A 20,699-nucleotide genomic window follows, 5' to 3' on the forward strand; every position below is an offset into this window, starting at 1 on the left:
TCACTCGGCCGGTGGCCGGACCGCTGCATTCTGGGGGTACGGGCGGGCAATTCAAGGCAGATGCCGGCATAAGCCAGCACGGGGCGCGAACTTCGGTTGAACGAATCAGGGCGCGCACGCGGCACCCGCCAACATGAAGAGGGCCTGCGGTGTCTGGCGAGAGGGTCGCCCGGGTCTCGCGCGGTCCTCGCAGCATCTGGAAACCCCCTGCGGATGTCTGGGCAGAGGGTGGAGACCATCTGACGAGATGCTGGCGAGGTCGCGGCAGATGCTCCGGAGCATCCCGGCAGAGGCTGGAAGTGTCTCCGTCGGGGCTGCCAACATCCCGGAGACGGTCGGCAACATCTGCCCGGATGGTCGCCGGCATCTGGGCAGATACCCGCAAGCATCCCGGCAGATGCCAGCAGCATCTCGCGAGACCCTGGAAGGTGCTCGCCAGACACCGCCGGGCGTCTCGGCAGATGCTGGCAAGCATCTGCGAGTCCCCAATCAGCGTTCCAGCGACACGGAATCGCCAAGCCGTCCTGCTTCGCGACTACTCAGGCCGTCTCGTACAGGTCCAGCAGGTCCTCTTCCGCGCGCGCGAGCTCCGCGGCCAAGGCATCGCGCTGGCGCGAGAGTTCCGATGCGTTCGTTCCGCCGTCGCTGTACACATCGGGATCGGCGAGATCCATGTCGATCGCGTGCAGCTTCGATTCCAGCTCGGCGACGCGCGCTTCGGCCTGCGCCAGCTTGTGCGGGTTCGGCGGTTTCTTCGTCGTCGCCGCGACCGCTGGTTCGGGCGCCGCCTTCGCGGGCGCCTTCCTGCTCTCGGTGGACTCGCGCGTGCGCAGCCAGACCGCGTATGCATCGAGGTCACCGTCGAACGGCTGGGCCACGCCATCGGCCACGCGCCAGAACGTCTCGCAGACCAGGCCGATCAGGTGGCGATCGTGCGAGACCAGCACGATCGCGCCGTCGAACGTCGCCAGTGCTTCGGCCAAGGCCTCGCGCATGTCGAGGTCGAGGTGGTTGGTCGGTTCGTCGAGCAGCAGCACGTTCGGCTGGCGCCAGGCGATCAGCGCCAGCGCGAGGCGCGCGCGTTCGCCACCGGAAAACTTGTCGACCGATTCGAACGCGCGATCGCCGGGGAAATTCCACTTGCCGAGAAAGTCGCGCAGCTGCTGCGTCGACACGCCCGGGGCGATGTCGCCGAGGTGATCGATCGGACTGGTGCCTTCGCGCAGCGATTCGACCGTGTGCTGGGCGAAGTAGCCGATGCGCAGGTCCGGATGGCCGCCGCGTTCGCCGGTGAGCAGCGGTATCTCGCCCACCAGCGACTTCACCAGCGTCGACTTGCCGGCGCCGTTCGGGCCAAGCAGCGCCACGCGATCGCCGGCTTCGAGGATGAAGCTGACCTGGTCCAGGACGACGTGCCTGGAAGCCGCCTCGCCATAACCGCAATCGGCATGCATCAGGCGCAGCAGCGCATGCGGCAACTTCGCCGGTGGCGGGAACTCGATGCGCAATGCCCGCTCGGCGCGCACGGCTTCGGTATTCGCCATCTTCGCCAGGCGCTTGACCCGCGACTGCGCCTGCTTGGCCTTCGCGGCGCTGGCGCTGAAGCGGTCGATGAAGCTCTGCAGGTGCGCGCGCTCGGCCTGCACCTTCTCGTGGGTGATCTGCTGCAGGCGCAGGTGTTCGGCGCGCTGGCGCTCGAAGGCGGTGTAGTCGCCCGTGTAGAGCTTCGCCTTGCCATCGTGCAGGTGCAGCGTGTGCGTGGTGACTTCGTCGAGGAATTCGCGATCGTGCGAGATCAACAGCAGCGTGCCGGGATATTTCAGCAGCCACTGCTCGAGCCAGAGCACGGCATCGAGGTCGAGGTGGTTGGTCGGTTCGTCGAGCAGCAGCAGGTCGCTCGGCGTCATCAGCGCGCGGGCGAGGTTCAGGCGCACGCGCCAGCCGCCGGAGAATTCCTTCACCGCGCGTTCGTGGGTATCGGCGGTAAAGCCGAGGCCGTGCAGCAACTTGCCGGCGCGCGCGGTGGCGTCGTAGCCGCCGATTTCCTCGAGCCTGTGGTGCGCTTCGGCGACGGCTTCCCAGTCCTCGCGCTCCATCGCCTCGCGCTCGGCTTTCAACACCGCATGCACGACGGCATCGCCGGAGAGCACGTAATCGAGCGCGGCATCGTCGAGCGCGGGCGTTTCCTGCGCGACGCTGGCGATGCGCACGCGCGTGGGCACGTCGATGTCGCCCTGGTCGGCCTCCACCTCACCCTGGACCGCAGCGAACAGCGAGGACTTGCCGGTGCCGTTGCGGCCGATCACGCCCACGCGCCAACCGGCGTGCAGGGCCAGGTCGACGTTGGACAGCAGGAGGCGTTCGCCACGACGGAGGGCGAAATTACGAAAGGAAATCATGGGCAGTATTGTACGGTGGCGGCTGGACGATCCCGCCCCGCAAGGCCTGATGAGCGTGCGAAAACGGGTTCCCGGCCTGTTTGCCGCATCAGCCTGCCGCACGCGCCGCGCTGGAGGCCATCGCGTTCGTCCCCATTGAAAGCAGCGATCCCACGACCCACGAGGCCGAATGCACCACACCTCCCTCATCGCCATTCTCGTCGCCGGCTTCGGCCTTGCCTTCATCTTCGGCGCGTTGGCACAGCGGTTGCGCATGTCGCCGCTGGTGGGATACCTCGTCGCGGGCATCATCGCCGGCCCGTTCACGCCGGGCTTCGTCGGCGACCAGACGCTCGCGCCGCAGCTCGCGGAGATCGGCGTGATCCTGCTGATGTTCGGGGTGGGCCTGCACTTCTCGCTGCGCGACCTGCTGGAAGTGAAATCGATCGCGGTGCCCGGTGCGATCGCGCAGATCCTGTTCGTGTCGCTGCTGGGCTGGGGGCTTGCGCGCTGGTTCGGCTGGGACAATGGCGCGGGGCTCGTATTCGGCCTCGCCCTGTCGGTCGCCAGTACCGTCGTGGTGCTGCGTGCGCTGGAAGAACGACGACTGCTCGACACCACCCGCGGCCGCATCGCCGTGGGCTGGCTGATCGTCGAAGACCTGGTGATGGTGCTGGTGCTGGTGTTGCTGCCGGCGCTGGTCGGCATGCTCAAGGGCGATGGCGGCGACAGCGTCGGGGTGCTGGCGGCACTGTTCACCACGCTGTTCAAGGTCGGCGCATTCATCGCGGTCATGCTGCTGGTCGGACGCCGCGTCGTGCCGTGGATCCTCGAACGCGTCGCCGGCACCGGCTCGCGCGAGCTGTTCACCCTGTGCGTGCTGGCGATCGCACTGGGCGTGGCGTTCGGTTCGGCGGAACTGTTCGGCGTGTCGTTCGCGCTGGGCGCGTTCTTCGCCGGCCTGCTGCTCAACGAATCCGAGTTCAGCCACCAGGCCGCGAACGAGACCCTGCCGTTGCGCGATGCATTCGCGGTGCTGTTCTTCGTCTCGGTCGGCATGCTGTTCGATCCGACGATCCTGCTGGAGCAGCCGCTGGAGGTGATCGCCACGTTCGTGATCGTGGTGGGCGGCAACGCCTTCGCGGCATGGACGGTTTCACGCCTGCTGGGCAAGCAGCATTCCACCGCCTTGCTGCTCGCGATCAGCCTGTCGCAGATCGGCGAGTTCTCTTTCATCCTCGCCGGCCTCGGCGTGCAGCTCGACGTGCTGCCGAAGCACGGACAGGACCTGATCCTCGCCGGCGCCCTGCTTTCGATCATCTTCAATCCGCTGATGATGCGGTGGCTGGATCGCCGCAACGCCGGCGCGGCACGCCGCGAACGCCAGCGCGCGGATGCCGAAGGCGTCATTCCCGACACCGTCACCGGCCACGTGCTGCTGGTGGGATATGGGCGCGTCGGCCGCGAACTCGCGCGCGTGCTGCACGGGCACGGCGTGCCGCTCGTGGTGATCGATGGCGAGGACCACCTCGTCGATCGCGCGCGCGCCGATGGCCTGCCCACGGTGCGGGGCAACGCGGTCAACGAAAGCGTGTTGCGCGAAGCCGCGCCGGAACGCGCGCACATGGCCCTGCTCGCGATTCCCAACGCGCTCGAAGCGGGCGAAATCATCGCCACGCTGCGCCGGCTGAATCCCGCGATGAGCATCGTCGCGCGCGGCCACAGCGACATCGAGGTCAAGCACCTGCTCGACCACGGCGCGGACGCGGCGGTGATGGCCGAGCGCGAACTCGCGCACAGCTTCGCGGAGATGGTGCTGGCTACGCCGCCTTATCGCGGCGACCGGCATCTGCCGCCCGCGTGCTGATGCTGGATTCAAAAACAGAAACCGCCGGTGTCGTTGCGAGCACCGGCGGCCTGTCGTTTCACATGCGCAGGCGCATTACTTGGCCGCGTAACGCACGCTCACCAACCAGTTGCGGCCCGGTTGCGGATAGAACATCGCGGTTTCGTAAGTCTTGTCGAACACGTTGTTGGCATTGACCTGCAGCGTCCACGCCTCCGCGAAGGTATAGCCGACGCGCAGGTCGGTGGTCGCGTAGCCCGGCAGGCGCAGCGTGTTGGCCGGATCGTCGTAGCGCTTGCCGGTGCCCGCGATGCTCGCGCCGACACTGAAGCGGCCGAAGCTGCGATCCACATCGATCCGCGCATTCGTCCGCGAGCGCCGCGGCAGCAGGGCATCGCCGCCCGCGCTGGTGTTCCGCGGATCGAGCAGTGTCACGTTGCCTTGCCAGTTCCAGCCGAACGCGGTGGTTGCGATCGTGGCTTCCGTGCCGCGGATGCGGGCCTCCTCGATGTTGCCCGGCTGTCCAAAGGGGCGCTCGGGTGTCGGCGTCGGGTCGTAGCTGATGAGGTCGTCGATATGCGTTTCGAACGCATTCACCGTCCACTCGCCCCACGCGTACTTGCCACGCAGCCCGATTTCGGCGCTGCGCGAGCTTTCGGGATCCAGCGTGGCGTTGCCGAAGAACGGGTAGTACAGGTCGTTGAACGTCGGCGAGCGATAGGCCGTGCCGTAGCTCGCGGTCAGGCGCAGGGCGTCGGTGAAATCCCAGCCCCAGCGCGCACTGCCGGTGGTCTTGCCGCCGAACTGCGTGTCGTCGTCATGGCGCGCGCCGACCTGCAGCGAATGCGCGCCGAAGCGCTGCTGCCACTGGCCAAACAGCCCGCGCGTGATGCGCTCCTCGACGTCGAACGGCGTGTCGCTGTCGACTTCATCGCGGCGCCAGTCGTAACCGACGGTCCACAGGCCTTCGCCCACGGAGAAGTCGCCCTGCAGCGAACCGGTAGTGCGGTGCGACGCGAAGAAGCCCATCGGCTGCCCGGCCGAGAAGTTGTCGCTGGTGTCGTCGTTGCGACCGAGGTTGAGGCTGAGCATCGCCTTTTCCGTTGGCGCATAGCGCACGCGTCCGCCGAGCACCTGCTGCACGACATCGGATTCGTCGTAGAAGCCGTCGTATTCGTTGTTGCCTTCCGCACGGAACCCACGCGCCTCGACGTCCCATGCGCGGTTGAAGCGATGGCCGGCCCCCAGCGACAGCGAACGGTTGCGGTAGCCGTCGCGATCGGGATTCAGGTCGAAATCGTCAAACGGGTTGGCGGGGTTGTCGCGATAGCTGTCGTAGCCGTCGGTGTTTTCGTAGGCCGCATGCACCTGGTACCAGCCGCCCTTGTCATCGGAGGTCTCGCCACGGCCACCGATGCCCGCGCCGAAGCGCTGCGTGCCGTAATTGCCCGCGCCGGCATTGAAGTTGGCGTCGAAGGAGTCGTGCGGCCGACGCGTGAAAATATGGATCACGCCACCGAGCGCATCGGCGCCATAGAGGCTGGAAAACGGACCGCGCACGATTTCGATGCGCTCGATCTGCTCGACCGGGATGTCCTGGAATGCAGTGCCGCCACTCGTGGCCGAGCCGATGCGCACGCCGTCGACCAGCACCAGTGCGTGGTCGGAATCGGTGCCGCGAAGGAAGGTCGAAGCCACCTTGCCGGGGCCACCGTTGCTTGCGATCGCCACGCCCGGCATCCCGCGCAGCAGCTCCGGCAGCGAAGCCGGCGCACGGCGTTCGATGTCCTCGCGGGTGATGACGGTAACGGCGGCCAGCGCGGCATCGCGCGCCTGCGGCGTGCGCGACGCGGTGACGATCACGTCATCGAGCGCGGTGGCGTCAGGCGCGCCGGAGCCGGCAGCGAACGACGGCGCGATGCACGCGAGCAGACCGATCGCAAGCAGCGTGCGACGCGGGATATTGGAAACACGGTGGTTCATGGGAAACGCACTCCTTGGCCGCGCCTGTCCCGCGCGGTGGATCGGATGGAAGACAGGCGAAAGGAGTGCGAGGCGGCACGCGTAAAGCGCAATGCCCGCGACACAAGCCCACCGCTTGTCGGGTCATGCCTTGGGCCGGTCTCCGGGCTCGTGCGTGGACGCTCGTTCGCGTCCGGGACGGCGCCTTCCCATGCTCTGCGCACAGTGGCATTCGCCGGTCCCGAGCCTTCCTGGCTCAACACTTACCGTTGCGGGGGCAGCTCCGGAATTGCAGCCATGTCGACCAGACACGGTGCGCACCGGATTCCCGTTTCAACCACCGCAGCGCGGTGGTCACCTCAGGCGGCGCGCAGTCTAGCAGGGCGCCCGGCTTTGCGGGCGCGTGCTCTCCCGCCAGCGTCATTCCCGCTGAGCATGTCGCGGCAAGCGGACCGTATCATCCGAGCCGGCAACCATCGGTTGCCATAGCCAAACACTTGGGGAAAACAAAAATGGGGAATCTGTTCAAGGGCGCACTGCTCGTCCTGGCACTCGCGTTCTGCCAGGCCGCGCACGCGCAGGACAACACCGGAACGCTGACGGTGAACATCAACCAGTTCACCAGCGAGAAGGAATTGCCGAAAAAGGTGGATAAACAGTTGCGCAGTGGCGGACTGGAATGGGGCGTGAAAGACGACCTGGTGGTCTTCACCATGGTCAACAAGCAGTTCATCGATTATCCGATCAGCCACATGACGCGTTACGGGCAGTCGGAAAGCGTGACCTTGCCGGCAGGCGAATACCGGATCACCGGCATCGGCCTGGAAATGTCGGCGGGCTTCAGCGTCCAGAAAATCCTGGATCGCGGCGCGTTCGTGAACGAGAACGTCATGGGCTTCACGATCGAGCCGGGCAAGACCACCACGATCAACATCAAGCCCGTCATCTACAAGGACGCGGCTTTCGTGGTCAATTTCTGGATGCCGACCCTGATGGCCAGCGTGCAGACAGACGCGGGCACGTCTGAAGAGAAGGCCTTGAACACGCGTGGCGACGCATCCGTCGGCTGGCCGCAGTACAGCGGGCCGCTGAAGTTCGTGGCGAAGTAACGCATCTCTCCCAAAAAACAGCGGCCCGGAAAAACCGGGCCGTCGTTTTTGCAATCTGCGCAATTGCGTCAGCCCTTGCGGAACACCAGTTGCCCGCCTTCGGCCTCCACCCGCACCGTGTCGCCGGTGTTGAACTCGCCGGAGAGGATGCGCTGGGCAAGCGGGTTCTCCAGTTGCTGCTGCACCGCGCGCTTGAGCGGTCGCGCGCCGTACACCGGATCGAAGCCGACGTTACCGAGCAACGTGAGCGCATCATCGGAGAGCACCAGCTTCAACCCGCGGTCGGCCAGGCGCCTGTCGAGTCCCCGCAGCTGGATGCGCGCGATCTCGCGGATCTGCGCCTTGTCGAGCGGGTGGAACACGACGATGTCGTCGAGGCGGTTGATGAACTCCGGGCGGAAGTGCGCCTGCACCACGCCCATTACCGCGGCCTTCATCTGTGTGTAGGCCTCGGGGCTGTCGTCGCCGCTGGCGCTGTTGACAGAGATGTCCTGGATCATCTGGCTGCCGAGATTCGACGTCATGATGATCACGGTGTTGCGGAAGTCGACCGTGCGGCCCTGGCCATCGGTGAGGCGGCCGTCGTCGAGCACCTGCAGCAGGATGTTGAAGACGTCCGGATGCGCCTTCTCCACCTCGTCGAGCAGGATGACGCTGTACGGGCGCCGGCGCACCGCTTCGGTGAGGTATCCGCCTTCTTCGTAACCGACATAGCCCGGGGGCGCACCAACCAGCCGGCTCACCGCGTGCTTCTCCATGAACTCGCTCATGTCGATGCGGACCATCGCGTCGGCCGAGTCGAACAGGAATTCGGCCAGCGCCTTGCTCAGCTCGGTCTTGCCGACGCCGGTCGGGCCGAGAAACAGGAACGAGCCCGACGGGCGATCAGGATCCGACAGACCCGCGCGCGACCGCCGCACCGCGTCGGACACGACCTTGATCGCTTCGTCCTGGCCGACCACGCGCGCGTGCAGCTGGTCTTCCATCTTCAGCAGCTTCTCGCGCTCGCCCTCGAGCATCTTGTTGACCGGGATGCCGGTCCAGCGCGACACGACTTCGGCGATCTCTTCGGCGGTCACCTTGTCCTGCAGTAGCGAGAAGCCCTTGGTTTCGGCTTCTTGCGCGGCGTGCAGCTGCTTCTCCAGCTCGGGAATGCGCCCGTACTGGATCTCGCTCATCTTCGCGAAGTCCTGCTTGCGTTGCGCGGCTTCGAGTTCGAGCTTCGCGGCTTCGATCTGTTCCTTGATCTTCGTGGCGCCCTGTAGCGTGGCTTTCTCGGCCTTCCAGACTTCCTCGAGGTCGTTGAACTCGCGTTCGAGCTTCGCGATCTCGCTTTCGAGGTCGGCAAGCCGCTGCTTCGAGGCCTCGTCCTTCTCCTTCTTCAACGCCTCGCGCTGGATCTTGAGCTGGATCAGGCGGCGCTCCTTGCGATCGAGCTCCTCGGGCTTGGAGTCGATCTCCATGCGGATGCGCGACGCCGCTTCGTCCATCAGGTCGATGGCCTTGTCCGGCAACTGGCGGTCCGCGATGTAGCGATGCGAGAGCGTCGCCGCGGCGACGATCGCGGGATCGGTGATCTCGACACCGTGGTGCACGGCGTAGCGTTCCTTCAGGCCGCGCAGGATCGCGATCGTATCCTCGACGCTCGGCTCACCGACGAAGACTTTCTGGAAGCGGCGCTCGAGCGCGGCGTCCTTCTCGACGTACTTGCGATACTCATCGAGCGTGGTCGCACCGATGCAGTGCAGCTCGCCGCGGGCGAGCGCGGGCTTGAGCATGTTGCCCGCGTCCATCGCGCCTTCGGCCTTGCCGGCGCCGACCATGGTGTGCAGTTCGTCGATGAAGAGAATCACCTGGCCTTCGTTCTTGGCCAGGTCGTTGAGCACGGCCTTCAGGCGCTCCTCGAATTCGCCGCGGAACTTCGCGCCCGCGATCAGCGCGCCCATGTCGAGCGAGAGCACGCGCTTGCCGCGCAGGCCTTCGGGCACTTCGCCGTTGATGATGCGCTGGGCGAGGCCCTCCACAATTGCGGTCTTGCCGACGCCGGGTTCGCCGATCAGCACGGGGTTGTTCTTGGTCCGGCGCTGCAGCACCTGCACGGTGCGGCGGATCTCCTCGTCGCGGCCGATCACCGGATCGAGCTTGCCGCCTTCGGCACGCGCGGTGAGGTCGATGGTGTACTTGTCGAGCGCCTGGCGCTGGTCTTCGGCGTTCTCCGACTGCACGGTCTCGCCGCCGCGTACCTTTTCGATCGCCGCTTCGATCTTCTGCTTCGTCGCACCCGCGCCCTTCAGAGCACGGCCGACATCACCACTGTCGTCGAGCGCCGCCAGCACGAACAGTTCGGTCGCGATGAAGGCATCGCCGCGCTGCTGGGCGTACTTGTCGGTGACGTTGAGCAGGCGCGCGAGATCGTTGCCGACGCTCACGTTGCCGGCCTGGCCGGTGACCCTGGGCAGTTTTTCCAGCGCTTCGCCGAGGCGTTCGCGCAGGAGCGGCACGTTGACGCCGGCCTGCGCCAGCAGCGGCCGGGTGCTGCCGCCCTGTTGTTCGACCAGCGCGGTAAGCAGGTGCGCGGGTTCGATGACGCTGTGGTCGCGGCCGACCGCAAGCGACTGGGCATCGCTCAGGGCCTCCTGGAACCGCGAAGTGAGCTTGTCCATTCGCATGGGAAAAACCTCGGGAAGTCATGGTGGCGGCAGCGCCGCAATGCACGGGAAATGCGGACATCGGACGATTGTTTCAAGCGGCCCCGCACAGCCGATGAGCATGCATCCGGGCCTGTCCACCTGGCGCTTACATACCTGTCACCACAATGGCCGCATGAGCGCAGACCCCGCCCGCCTGCCGCCCCCGCCGCCCCCTTCACGAGACTGGGCCCTCTTCCTCGACGTGGACGGGACCCTCCTCGACCTGGCGCCCACGCCGGATGCGGTCTACGTTCCGCCCGGCCTCGTCGAGGACCTGGGCCGCATGCACGAGGCGCTCGGTGGCGCCATCGCGCTGGTGAGCGGACGCCGCATCGAAACACTCGACGTGCTGTTCACGCCCCTGCGCCTGCCGATCATCGGCCTGCATGGATTGCAGACACGCGAAGGCCCCGTCATCGCGCATGAGCAGAGCAGCGACCGCGCGACGGTGCTGTCGGCGGCGAGCGCGCTCGTAGCCAAATTCCCCGGTTCGCTCATCGAAGACAAGGGCATCGCACTGGCACTGCACTGGCGGAATGCGCCGGCCGCCGAAGAAGCCTTGATCGAACTCGCGCACTGGGCGCTCACGCTCCTGCCCGGCTATGGCGTGCAGCGCGGCCGCGATGTCATCGAGCTGCGTCCCGATGGACACAACAAGGGCGATGCGGTCGCGGCGCTCCTCGACACGCCTGCGATGCGGGGGCGCTTTCCGGTGTTCGTCGGCGATGACCTGACCGACGAACACGGCTTCGATCTCGTCAATGCGCGACTTGGCGCGACGGTGCTCGTCGGCAACCGTTCGCCATCCGCGGCACGGTACGGCCTGCACGATCCCACCGCGGTGCGTGGGTGGCTGCATGCTGCGGCAGAACAGCTCGCGCCGGAAATTGCCGCGTGAATTGCCACGCGAATCGCGCGGATGCGCTCGGTGCGCCGTGCAGCGAACTTCACCGCTACGAAGAGGAAGCAACCTGATGGCGACACTCGACCTCGGCATCATCGGCAACGGCAGCATCGCGGCGCTGGTCGATGGCAGCGCGCGCATCGTGTGGGGCTGCGTACCTGCGTTCGATGGCGATCCGACGTTCTGTGCCCTGCTCTCGCCCACGATAGGCGCCGGCGGGGACTACACCATCGAGTTGCAGGATTGCGTCGCCTCCGAGCAGCACTACATTCCCAATACCGCGGTGCTGCGTACCGTGCTGCGCGATTCCAACGGCGGCGCCGTGGAAATCACCGACTTCGCGCCACGCTGGCGGCACCACGAACGCTTCTTCCGTCCGGTGATGCTGATGCGGCGCTTGCGGCGCCTCTCGGGCAGTCCCCGCATCCGTGTGCTGATGCGGCCGCTGGCCGACTATGGGGCGCGCATTCCCGATATCACCTGGGGCAGCAACCATGTGCGCTACCTGCTATCGGGCTTCATCCTGCGACTGACCAGCGACGTGCCGGTGCGCATGATCCGCGACGCGCTGCCGTTCGTGCTGGATCGCGACGTGCATCTCGTGCTTGGCCCCGATGAAACGCTGACCGAAGCCGTCGGGCCGTACGTACGGCAGGCGGAGGAACGCACGGTCGACTACTGGCGCGAATGGACGCGCTACCTCTCGATTCCGCTGGAATGGCAGGACGCGGTGATCCGCAGCGCGATCACGCTCAAGCTGTGCCAATACGAGGACACGGGGGCGATTGTCGCGGCGATCACAACCTCGGTGCCCGAAGCGCCGCACACGGTGCGCAACTGGGATTACCGCTACTGCTGGCTGCGCGACGCGGCCTTCGTGGTGCGCGCGCTCAACCGCCTTGGCGCGACGCGCACGATGGAGGATTACCTGCGCTATCTCGCCAACCTCGCCACGTTCGAATCCGGCGCGCTGCAACCGCTGTACGGGGTCGGTTTCGAAACCGAACTCACCGAAGAGGAAGTGCCATCGCTCGCCGGTTACCGCGGCATGGGACCGGTGCGGCGCGGCAACCTTGCGTGGCTGCAGAAACAGCACGACGTGTATGGCAGCGTGGTGCTCGCGGCGACGCAGCTGTTCTTCGACCAGCGCCTCGACACGCCGGGTGACGCTGCCACGTTCTCGCGTCTGGAACCCGTGGGCGAGCGCGCCTTCGAATTCTACGAACATCCCGATGCCGGCCTCTGGGAGTTCCGCGGCCGCGCCGAGACGCACACCTATTCGGCCGTGATGTGCTGGGCGGCCTGCGACCGCCTCGGCAAGATCGCCACGCACCTGCATCTGCCCGAACGCGCCGTGTACTGGCACGACCGCGCGGAGCAGATGCATGCGCGGATCATGGATGCGGCGCTCGATACCGGACGGGGACACTTCGTCGACGCGTTCGGCGGACACCGGCTCGATGCTTCGCTGTTGCTGCTGGCCGACCTCGGCTTCGTTGCGGCCGACGATCCGCGCTTCATCGCGACCGTGGACGCGATCGGACGCGACCTCAAGCGCGGCGACGCCCTGTTCCGCTATACCGCGCCCGACGATTTCGGCGTGCCGGAAACCAGCTTCACCATCTGCACGTTCTGGTACATCGATGCGCTCGCCGCGATCGGCCGCAAGGAAGAAGCACGCGGCATGTTCGAGCGGCTGCTGGCGAAGCGCAATCCGTTGGGCCTGCTGTCGGAGGACCTGTCGTTCGAAGGCGAGCCGTGGGGCAATTTCCCGCAGACGTATTCGCATGTCGGGCTGATCATCGCGGCGATGCGGTTGTCGCGGCCGTGGCGGGATGCTGTGTGAGCGCCATGGCTACTGCCGTTGCCGTTGCTCGTCATTCCCGCGAAAGCGGGAGTCTTTTCCACGGACGAATGTCCGTTCATCCAGTGCCTTCGTTTTTGCCGTTGCTCGTGATTTTCATAAAACAACAAAAACAACAGCAAAGTCACTGGATTCCCGCTTTCGCGGGAATGACGAGCGAAAGAAGAAGCACAGGCAGGAGCAAGAGCAGAGGCAGAAGCAGGAGCGAGAGCAAGCGCAACACACGCAACTGCGAAACGAAACACCGGACCGCCCCATGACCCGTCTCGTCATGGTCTCCAACCGCGTAGCAATTCCCGGCGAAGCGCGCGCCGGCGGACTGGCCATCGCATTGAAGGCGGCGATCGAGGAATCCGGTGGCCTCTGGTTCGGCTGGAGCGGCCGCGTCGCGAACGAGTCGGGCCGCATCCACGAGCAGGATGCCGGCAACATCCGCTACATCACGGTCGACCTCTCCGAGCAGGACCGCGACGACTACTACCACGGCTTCGCCAATCGCACGCTGTGGCCGCTGCTGCACTTCCGCATGGACCTGGTCGATTACAGCCGCGAGATGTATGCCGGCTACCTGCGCGTCAACGCGCTGTTCGCGGATCGCCTCGCTCCGCTGCTGCATGAAGACGACATCGTCTGGGTGCACGACTACCACCTGATCCCCCTCGCGCAGCTGCTGCGCGAACGCGGCGCAACCTGCCGCCTCGGCTTCTTCCTGCACGTGCCGATGCCGTCATCGGACCTGCTCGCCGCGCTGCCGGACCACCGGCGGCTCTTCGAAGGGTTGTCGGCCTACGACCTGGTCGGTTTCCAGACCGAACGCGATCTCGAACGCTTCCAGGACTACGTGCGCCTGTTCGGCCGTGGCCGCGTCGTCGAACACGGCGTGCTCGAAACCGCGGAAGGACGACGCCTGCGCGCGGGTGCCTTCCCGATCAGCATCGACACCGCGCACATCAGCGATCTCGCGACGAGGTCCGCGGGCAAGGCGAGCGCGAAACGGTTGGCGGCGAGCCTGTCCGGCCGCGCGCTGGCGATCGGCGTGGACCGCCTCGATTACTCGAAGGGATTGCCCGAACGCTTCCGTGCCTTCGAGCGCTACCTGCAACGCCATCCCGAACAGCGCGGCACGATGACCTACTTGCAGATCGCGCCGGTATCGCGCGGGGAGGTACCCGAATACCGCACGTTGCGGCAGGAACTCGAACGGCTCGCAGGGCACATCAACGGCACGCACGCCGACGCCGACTGGACACCGGTGCGCTACGTCAACCGCAACTACCCGCACGCGACGCTCGCAGGCTTCTTCCGCCTCGCGCGCGTTGCGCTGGTCACGCCCTTGCGCGACGGCATGAACCTGGTGGCGAAGGAATTCGTCGCCGCGCAGGATCCCGAAAATCCCGGCGTACTAGTGCTATCCAGCTTCGCCGGCGCCGCGCGCGAACTCACGCCCGCCCTGCTGGTCAATCCCTACGACACCGACGGCGTCGCCGATGCCATCGCCGCCGCGGTGAGCATGCCGCTCGATGAACGACGCGAACGCTGGCAGGCGATGTTCACCCGCCTTCGCCAACACGACATCACTGCTTGGCGGCAGCATTTCCTGGCGACGCTGCGCGCGGCGTGACTTTCTGCGATGTCACCGTAGGCGACACAAATCAGTCGACGTGCAACCAGCCTTTGTACCGAACCAGCAACCCTGCGAGCGGCAGGCTTGCAGCGACATCGAAGTGGTAACGGCCATCGAATTCGGATTCGCGCGCGCCCACGCCGTCGAACCACGCCTTTGGCAACGGCAAGCCGAATACCCGCACGCGTTCCACGCGCCAGACAATGGCGCCGTCTTCGGCATGCAACCGGAAACCGAACGTGACGAGTCCGAGCCTCTCGCAGAGGAGCCCGTCCCGCGACCACAGGCGGGATGGCATCGCGTGGCTGGCAACATGGCGTGTCCAGCGCTCGTGACCGGGCGTCGCGTCAATCTCGACGGTGATCGGCCCCTTGCCCGCGGGTGGGAGGCGCGTCGCCCACGCGCACAGGCGCGAGAGCCAGCGCGTGCCGCGCGCGACCTCGACTTCACCTGAAAGGTGTTGCGGACCTTGGCGCAGATGCACCATGCGCACCCGTGGCGGCAATGCTCCGAATCCGGAACCGAGCAGTTCCGGAAACAGCAGCGGCGTCGTGGGTGCGTTCAATGTGGCGCGATCCACACCAGCGAGGCCATGCGGCCGGTGCGCTGGTCGCGCCGGTGCGAGTAGAACGATTGCGGATCGGTGATGGTGCACAGGGCACCGCCATGGATGTCGTGCGCGCGCAGGCCGGCTTTTTCGAGACGGCGTCGCGCAAGCGAATAGAGGTCGACGTTCCAGTGGTTCGGGCGCGTGCTGGTGAAGGCGCGGCCCGCGCTCCAGTCCTGCGCGACGAATGCGTCGTAGACCTCCACGCCGATTTCGTACTTCTGCGGGCCTGCCGCGGGGCCCAGCCATGCGACCAGCTGGTCGGCAGGCGTGCGCATTTCCGCAACCGTCGCTTCGAGCACGCCAGCGGCAAGTCCGCGCCAGCCCGCATGCGTGGCACCGACTTCGCTGCCGTCCTTGGCGGCGAACAGCACCGGCAGGCAGTCGGCGGTGAGGATCGCGAGCACGACGCCCGGTGTTGACGTCACCGCGGCATCGGCCTCGGGTTCGCTGGGAAACACATCGCCGTCAAGCCGCACGACGCCGGCGCCGTGTACCTGCTGCAGCCAGTGCGGCGAGGAGGGCAGCTGCGCGATGTCCATGAGCTGCGTGCGGTTCTGCAACACCGCATCTTCATCGTCACCCGAGCGCAGGCCCATGTTGAAACTGTCGAACGGCGGCTTCGACAGGCCCGCGCCGCGCCGCAGCGTGGTGAAGCCGTGCACACGGCTTCCACAGACATGATCGGGTAAAGGCCATGCGGCGGGAAGCAGTGCAGGATGCACGGGGCGCCTCTAGCGACTGTCCTGCTTCGCCGCCACTGCATCGTCGTGCAGCGCTCGCACCAAAGCACGCATGTCGTCAGGTATCGGCGCACTGCAACGCACGGCTTCGCCGGTGACCGGGTGCGCGAACTCCAGCACTTCGGCATGCAGTGCCTGGCGGCGGAAGCCACGCAGCGCCTCGATCAGTTCCGGCGTGGCGCCCTTGGGCAGCTTCAACGGACCGCCATAAAGCGGATCGCCGACGATCGGATGCTTGAGATGCTGCATGTGCACGCGGATCTGGTGGGTACGGCCGGTCTCGAGGCGGCATTCGAGCAGCGTGTGCGCGCGGAACCGTTCGCGCAGGCGGAAGTGCGTCACCGCATCCTTGCCATCGTCGCGCACGGCCATGCGGATGCGGTCGCGCGGATGGCGGTCGATCGGCGCATTCGCGGTGCCGCCGGAGACGAGCGCGCCGACCACGACCGCGAGGTACTGGCGGTGCACTTCGCGCGAGGACAGCTGTTCGATCAACGCGGTATGCGCGGGCAGCGTGCGCGCGACGACCATGACGCCGGAGGTGTCCTTGTCGAGGCGATGGACGATGCCGGCGCGCGGCAAGGCATTCAGCGCGGCATCGCGATGCAGCAGTGCATTGACCAGCGTGCCGGCCGGATTGCCCGCACCCGGGTGCACCACCAGGCCCGCGGGCTTGTTGATGACGAAGACGTGCGCGTCCTCGTACAGCACGTCGAGGGCGATGTCTTCGGGCTCGGAATGGGTCTGCACGTCGAGCACGACAGTCAGGGTCACGACCTCGCCGCCGCGCACCGGATCGCGCGGGCGGACTTCCCTGCCATCGAGCCGGGCGTCGCCGGACTTGATCCAGGCCGAGAGCCGCGAGCGCGAGTAATCCGGAAAAAGTTCCGCAAGCACCGCGTCGAAGCGACGGCCGGCGCTGCTGTCGGGAACGACGGCGGAAAGCTGGGTGGAAGGGGTGTCAGCGGAGCCGCTCATACGGGGGTGTTGATTCAGGGGGCGGATCGCCGGGCTGCTATTATCCGGGTTTCGTGCCTCCGGCGTCCGCAAAAAGCCTCCTGCCCCATGACCCCCAGCCGTAACCGCATCGCCTCGCGCGCCCTGCTCTGCCTGCTGCTGATTGCCGTCCTCGCCGGTTCGGGCTGCGCCCGGGTCAAGGGCATGTTCAAGGACGAGAACGCCAACGAAGGCCAGCCGGTCGAACAGCTGTACGACAAGGCGCACAAGCTGATGCGCCACGGCAACTGGGCGGGCGCCGAGCTCGTCTTCAAGCGCCTCATCGCCCAGTACCCCTACGGCACGTACACCGAGCAGGCGCTGGTCGAAACCGCCTACGCGCAGTACAAGTCGGGCAAGCACGACGATGCGATCAACAGCATCGACCGCTTCATCCGCACCTACCCGACCCATCGCAACACGTCGTACATGTATTACCTGCGCGGCCTGGTGGATTCGAGCCGGCAGACGGTGTTCCTGCAGAAGGTGTGGCGCCTCGACCCGAGCCGTCGCGACCTGGCGACGCCGCAGCAGGCCTACAACGACTTCCAGATCGTCGCCGAGCGCTATCCGAACAGCCGTTATGCCGAAGACGCGCGCAAGCGCATGGCCGAACTGCGCAACGTGTTCGCCCGGCACGAGCTCGATGTTGCCCTGTATTACCTGCGTCGCACGGCCTACGTTGCCGCCGCCGACCGTGCCAAGCGCGTGCTCGAGACCTATCCCCAGAGCAAGTACCAGAACGACGCCGTGGCGACGCTTGCCGCCGCCTACACGGGGCTGGGCAACAAGACGCTGGCCGACGACGCCAAACGGGTGCTGCAGCAGAACGATCCGAACCACCCGTACCTGAGCGGCGACTGGCCGGACTACCCGAGCAACCTGCGAAAGCTCAATCCGTTCGCGGGCGAGAAGTCGGCGCTGGATAACGACGGCAACTGAGCGACTGGTTTCCACCCGTGCATGACGCCGCCCTCAGGGCGGCGTTTTTGTTTTGGTCCGCGGGCGCCGTTCCGAAGGGAAGCTCGCAGAACGCTGCGTGCCTGTTGCCGCACCCCGCACGTCGCCTTCGGCGCCACACTGTCCGCCCCTACCGGTCGACACTGCCATGAACGAACCCGAGATCCTCCGCTACACCGCGTTCACTGCGATTCCCAGCGGCGGCAATCCAGCCGGCGTAGTGCTGGATGCCCGCGGACTCGATGCCGCACGAATGCAGGCCATCGCCGCCGACGTGGGTTACTCGGAGACCGCGTTCCTGGTTCCTCGCACCGGCAACGAATACGACGTGCGCTATTACTCGCCGGAAAAGGAGATCACCTTCTGCGGTCATGCCACGATCGCCGCCGCGGTGGCGCTGGCGGAACGCACGCATCCAGGGACCATCCGTTTACACACGCGCGCCGGTGAAGTTGGAGTGGAAACGCACCGAGAAGGCACGCGCACCACCGCCACGCTCACCAGCGTGGAGCCGCACGTCGAAGCCGTTTCGGATGAAGCGCTGGGCGGTGCGCTGGGTGCGTTGCGGTGGTCGCCGGAGGATCTGGACCCTGCCCTGCCGCCACGCATCGGTTTCGCCGGAGCACGGCACCTGATCCTTGCCGCGCGCACGCGCGAACGTCTGAGCGCGCTCGACTACGACTACGCGGCGCTCAAGGAACTCATGCTGGCTCTCGACCTGACGACCGTGGCGCTGGTCTGGCGTGAGGCGCCGACGCTCTTCCATGCACGCAATCCATTTCCGCCCGGCGGCGTGGTGGAGGATCCGGCGACGGGCGCCTCGGCGGCTGCGTTCGGTGCGTACCTGCGTGAACTGGGCCTGGTTGCCACGCCCGCGACGGTCACGATTCATCAGGGCGTGGACATGGGGCGGCCGAGCCTGCTGACTGTCGATATCGGCGAGCACGGCGGGATTCGCGTTACCGGGCAAGCGGTGCCGGTTGAATGAGCTTCTTCAGCGCGCGCCTGTGCGGTGCGGAGGCAACACGGCGCCGCGCAGGCGCGCCGCTACAGGTGACTGTGAAGCACGAGCAAACCATTTGTCGCGACCGGATGCGCGCCACGACACCTCGCCGCGAGCAAAAGCGGCTGCGATCAAACGCGCCGCAGCGCGTGATCTACCTGCCGTCCATGTACCCATTCGTGATCGGGTAGCGGCGTTCGCGCCCGAATGCGCGCCGTGAGACTTTTGGTCCCGGCGCGGCCTGGTGCCGCTTCCATTCGCTGATGCGCACCAGCCGCAGCACTCTTTCCACCGTTGCCGCGTCGTAGCCCGCGGCAACGATCTCCGCGCCCGACTGCTCCAGGTCGACATGGCGATAGAGGATCGCGTCGAGCACGTCGTAGGGCGGCAGTGAATCCTGGTCCTTCTGGTTCTCACGCAGTTCCGCCGACGGCGGACGATCGATCACGCCCTGCGGAATCACGATGTCACCCACCGTGTTGCGCCAGCGGGCGAGCGCGAACACCTCGGTCTTGTACAAGTCCTTCAGCGGCGCGTAGCCGCCGCACATGTCGCCGTAGATCGTCGCGTAACCGACGGCGTATTCGCTCTTGTTGCCGGTGGTCAGCAGCAGTCCGCCGAACTTGTTGCTCAGCGCCATCATGATCGCGCCGCGACTGCGCGACTGCAGGTTCTCTTCGGCTACATCGAGCGGCTTGCCTTCGAACTGCTCCGACAGTGCATCGAGGAAACCCTGGAACGGCTTCTCGATCGGCACGGTGATCATGCGCACGCCCTGCGCGCGGCACTGTTCCTCGGCGAGATCGTTCGACAGTCCGGCGGTATAGCGCGAAGGCATCCGCACGGCGGTGACGTTCTCCGCGCCCAGGGCGTCCACGGCGATGGCGAGCACGAGCGATGAATCGATGCCTCCCGACAGGCCAATCCATGCGTGCTTGAAGCCGTTCTTGGCGAGATAGTCGCGCGTTCCGCGCACCACCGCGCGCCAGGCCAGCGCATCGCGGCTCTCGTCGCCGTCGTCGATCCACTGCACCGGCGAGAACTTGCGCGTAACCGTGTCGAAGTCGACGACCAGCCACTGGTCGGTGAAGGCAGCCGCAGCGGGATGCACGGTGCCATCGCCATCGGCGACCACCGATGCCCCGTCGAACACGACGGCGTCCTGTCCGCCGACGAGGTTGAGGTAGGCGATCGCCGCACTAGTTTCCCGTGCACGCTGTGCCAGCAGGTTGTCCCGCTGCGCGTGCTTGTCGCGCTCGAACGGCGACGCGTTCGGCACCATCACCACCTGCGCGCCGGCCGCGACGGTCTGCGCGAAGACTTCGGGGAACCACAGGTCTTCACAGATGATCAGCCCGACCTGCGTGTCCTTCACCGCGAAGACGCAGTTGTCGCGATCCGGATCGACCTCGAAATAGCGGCGCTCGTCGAACACGGCGTAGTTCGGCAGTTCGCGCTTGCGATAGGTCTGCGCGACCTGGCCATCGCGCAGCACGCTGGCCGCGTTGTACACCACCGCACCGGCGGACTGCGGCCAGCCGACGATCGCGACGATGCCGGTGGCCGCGCGTGCGATGCGCTGGATCGCGGCCTCGCAGTCGGCGAGGAACGAAGGCCGCAACAGCAGGTCCTCCGGGGGATAACCGCTGAGCGCCAGTTCGGGGAACAGCACCAGGTCGGCGCCGTATTCCTCGCGTGCGGTAGCGATCATCTCGATGATGCGATCGACGTTCTTCGTCACCGCGCCCACCGGGAAATCGAACTGCGCCAATGCGATCCGCAATGTCATGCCCTGCTCCAGCTTGCGTGTGCGCGCATTCTAACGGCGGCGATCACGCGGGTCCTCCCCTCACCCTGCTTCGCTACGCGAAGCTGTGCCTCTCCCCGCAGGCGGAGCGAGGGTGGGCTATAGCTGTGGCTTCAGCGTGGCCGAGGGATGGATTAAGCAGCTGCCATTCCCCTCTCCCCGCATGCGGGGAGAGGGACCGCGTCGCACAGCGACGCAGGGTGAGG

The 20,699-nt window shown here is 66.4% G+C and carries 14 protein-coding genes and 1 riboswitch; of the genes, 7 read left to right on the top strand and 7 right to left on the bottom strand.

Going from position 1 to position 20,699, the window contains the following annotated elements:
* Positions 1–539: 539 nt before the first annotated feature.
* Positions 540–2,399, bottom strand: coding sequence for an ABC-F family ATP-binding cassette domain-containing protein (locus tag ASD14_RS13325; protein ID WP_056134745.1), 1,860 nt, complete (start codon positions 2,397–2,399; stop codon positions 540–542).
* 169 nt (positions 2,400–2,568) lie between these two features.
* On the opposite strand from ASD14_RS13325, the gene ybaL reads away from it, so the two are divergent.
* On the top strand, positions 2,569–4,245 hold the full coding sequence (ybaL, locus tag ASD14_RS13330) for a YbaL family putative K(+) efflux transporter (protein WP_056134748.1): 1,677 nt from the start codon (positions 2,569–2,571) through the stop codon (positions 4,243–4,245).
* Between the two features lie 75 nt (positions 4,246–4,320).
* Here ybaL and btuB read toward each other — a convergent pair whose 3' ends face one another.
* Positions 4,321–6,207, bottom strand: a complete 1,887-nt coding sequence (gene btuB / locus ASD14_RS13335) for a TonB-dependent vitamin B12 receptor (protein ID WP_056134751.1) — start codon at positions 6,205–6,207, stop codon at positions 4,321–4,323.
* Positions 6,208–6,322: 115 nt separating this feature from the next.
* A riboswitch (cobalamin riboswitch) is annotated at positions 6,323–6,563 on the bottom strand.
* Positions 6,564–6,698: 135 nt separating this feature from the next.
* Here btuB and ASD14_RS13340 point away from each other — a divergent pair.
* On the top strand, positions 6,699–7,295 hold the full coding sequence (locus ASD14_RS13340) for a hypothetical protein (protein WP_056134754.1): 597 nt from the start codon (positions 6,699–6,701) through the stop codon (positions 7,293–7,295).
* A 68-nt stretch (positions 7,296–7,363) separates the two neighbouring features.
* Here the strand turns inward: ASD14_RS13340 and clpB are convergent, their stop codons facing one another.
* Entirely contained in the window at positions 7,364–9,964 is a 2,601-nt protein-coding gene (gene clpB, locus ASD14_RS13345; RefSeq protein ID WP_056134756.1) for an ATP-dependent chaperone ClpB, read from the bottom strand.
* 154 nt (positions 9,965–10,118) lie between these two features.
* Here clpB and otsB point away from each other — a divergent pair, with 154 nt between their 5' ends.
* The 3 genes from otsB to otsA all read left to right on the top strand — a co-directional run bounded on the left by otsB (position 10,119) and on the right by otsA (position 14,374).
* A complete protein-coding gene (gene otsB, locus ASD14_RS13350; protein WP_056134759.1) occupies positions 10,119–10,883 on the top strand; it encodes a trehalose-phosphatase in 765 nt (254 codons plus the stop codon).
* Between the two features lie 76 nt (positions 10,884–10,959).
* Entirely contained in the window at positions 10,960–12,735 is a 1,776-nt protein-coding gene (locus ASD14_RS13355; protein WP_056134761.1) for a glycoside hydrolase family 15 protein, read from the top strand.
* A 274-nt stretch (positions 12,736–13,009) separates the two neighbouring features.
* Complete coding sequence (gene otsA / locus ASD14_RS13360) at positions 13,010–14,374, top strand: alpha,alpha-trehalose-phosphate synthase (UDP-forming) (protein ID WP_056134764.1); 1,365 nt, start codon at positions 13,010–13,012, stop codon at positions 14,372–14,374.
* A 31-nt stretch (positions 14,375–14,405) separates the two neighbouring features.
* Here the strand turns inward: otsA and ASD14_RS13365 are convergent, their stop codons facing one another.
* Genes ASD14_RS13365 through rluD form a run of 3 tightly spaced genes read right to left on the bottom strand, consistent with a single transcriptional unit; the run spans position 14,406 to position 16,705 of the window.
* Entirely contained in the window at positions 14,406–14,942 is a 537-nt protein-coding gene (locus tag ASD14_RS13365; RefSeq protein ID WP_056134767.1) for a DUF4166 domain-containing protein, read from the bottom strand.
* Complete coding sequence (gene pgeF, locus ASD14_RS13370) at positions 14,939–15,697, bottom strand: peptidoglycan editing factor PgeF (protein WP_235565421.1); 759 nt, start codon at positions 15,695–15,697, stop codon at positions 14,939–14,941. Before pgeF ends, ASD14_RS13365 begins: the two co-directional genes overlap by 4 nt.
* A gap of 21 nt (positions 15,698–15,718) precedes the next feature.
* Positions 15,719–16,705, bottom strand: coding sequence for a 23S rRNA pseudouridine(1911/1915/1917) synthase RluD (rluD, locus tag ASD14_RS13375; protein WP_056134773.1), 987 nt, complete (start codon positions 16,703–16,705; stop codon positions 15,719–15,721).
* An 87-nt stretch (positions 16,706–16,792) separates the two neighbouring features.
* On the opposite strand from rluD, the gene ASD14_RS13380 reads away from it, so the two are divergent.
* Positions 16,793–17,665, top strand: a complete 873-nt coding sequence (locus ASD14_RS13380) for an outer membrane protein assembly factor BamD (protein ID WP_056134776.1) — start codon at positions 16,793–16,795, stop codon at positions 17,663–17,665.
* Positions 17,666–17,831: 166 nt separating this feature from the next.
* A complete protein-coding gene (locus ASD14_RS13385) occupies positions 17,832–18,671 on the top strand; it encodes a PhzF family phenazine biosynthesis protein (RefSeq protein ID WP_056134778.1) in 840 nt (279 codons plus the stop codon).
* 169 nt (positions 18,672–18,840) lie between these two features.
* Here the strand turns inward: ASD14_RS13385 and ASD14_RS13390 are convergent, their stop codons facing one another.
* Complete coding sequence (locus ASD14_RS13390; RefSeq protein ID WP_056134781.1) at positions 18,841–20,475, bottom strand: NAD+ synthase; 1,635 nt, start codon at positions 20,473–20,475, stop codon at positions 18,841–18,843.
* Positions 20,476–20,699 lie beyond the last annotated feature (224 nt).

Source organism: Lysobacter sp. Root494 (assembly GCF_001427225.1).
Lineage (GTDB): Bacteria > Pseudomonadota > Gammaproteobacteria > Xanthomonadales > Xanthomonadaceae > Agrilutibacter.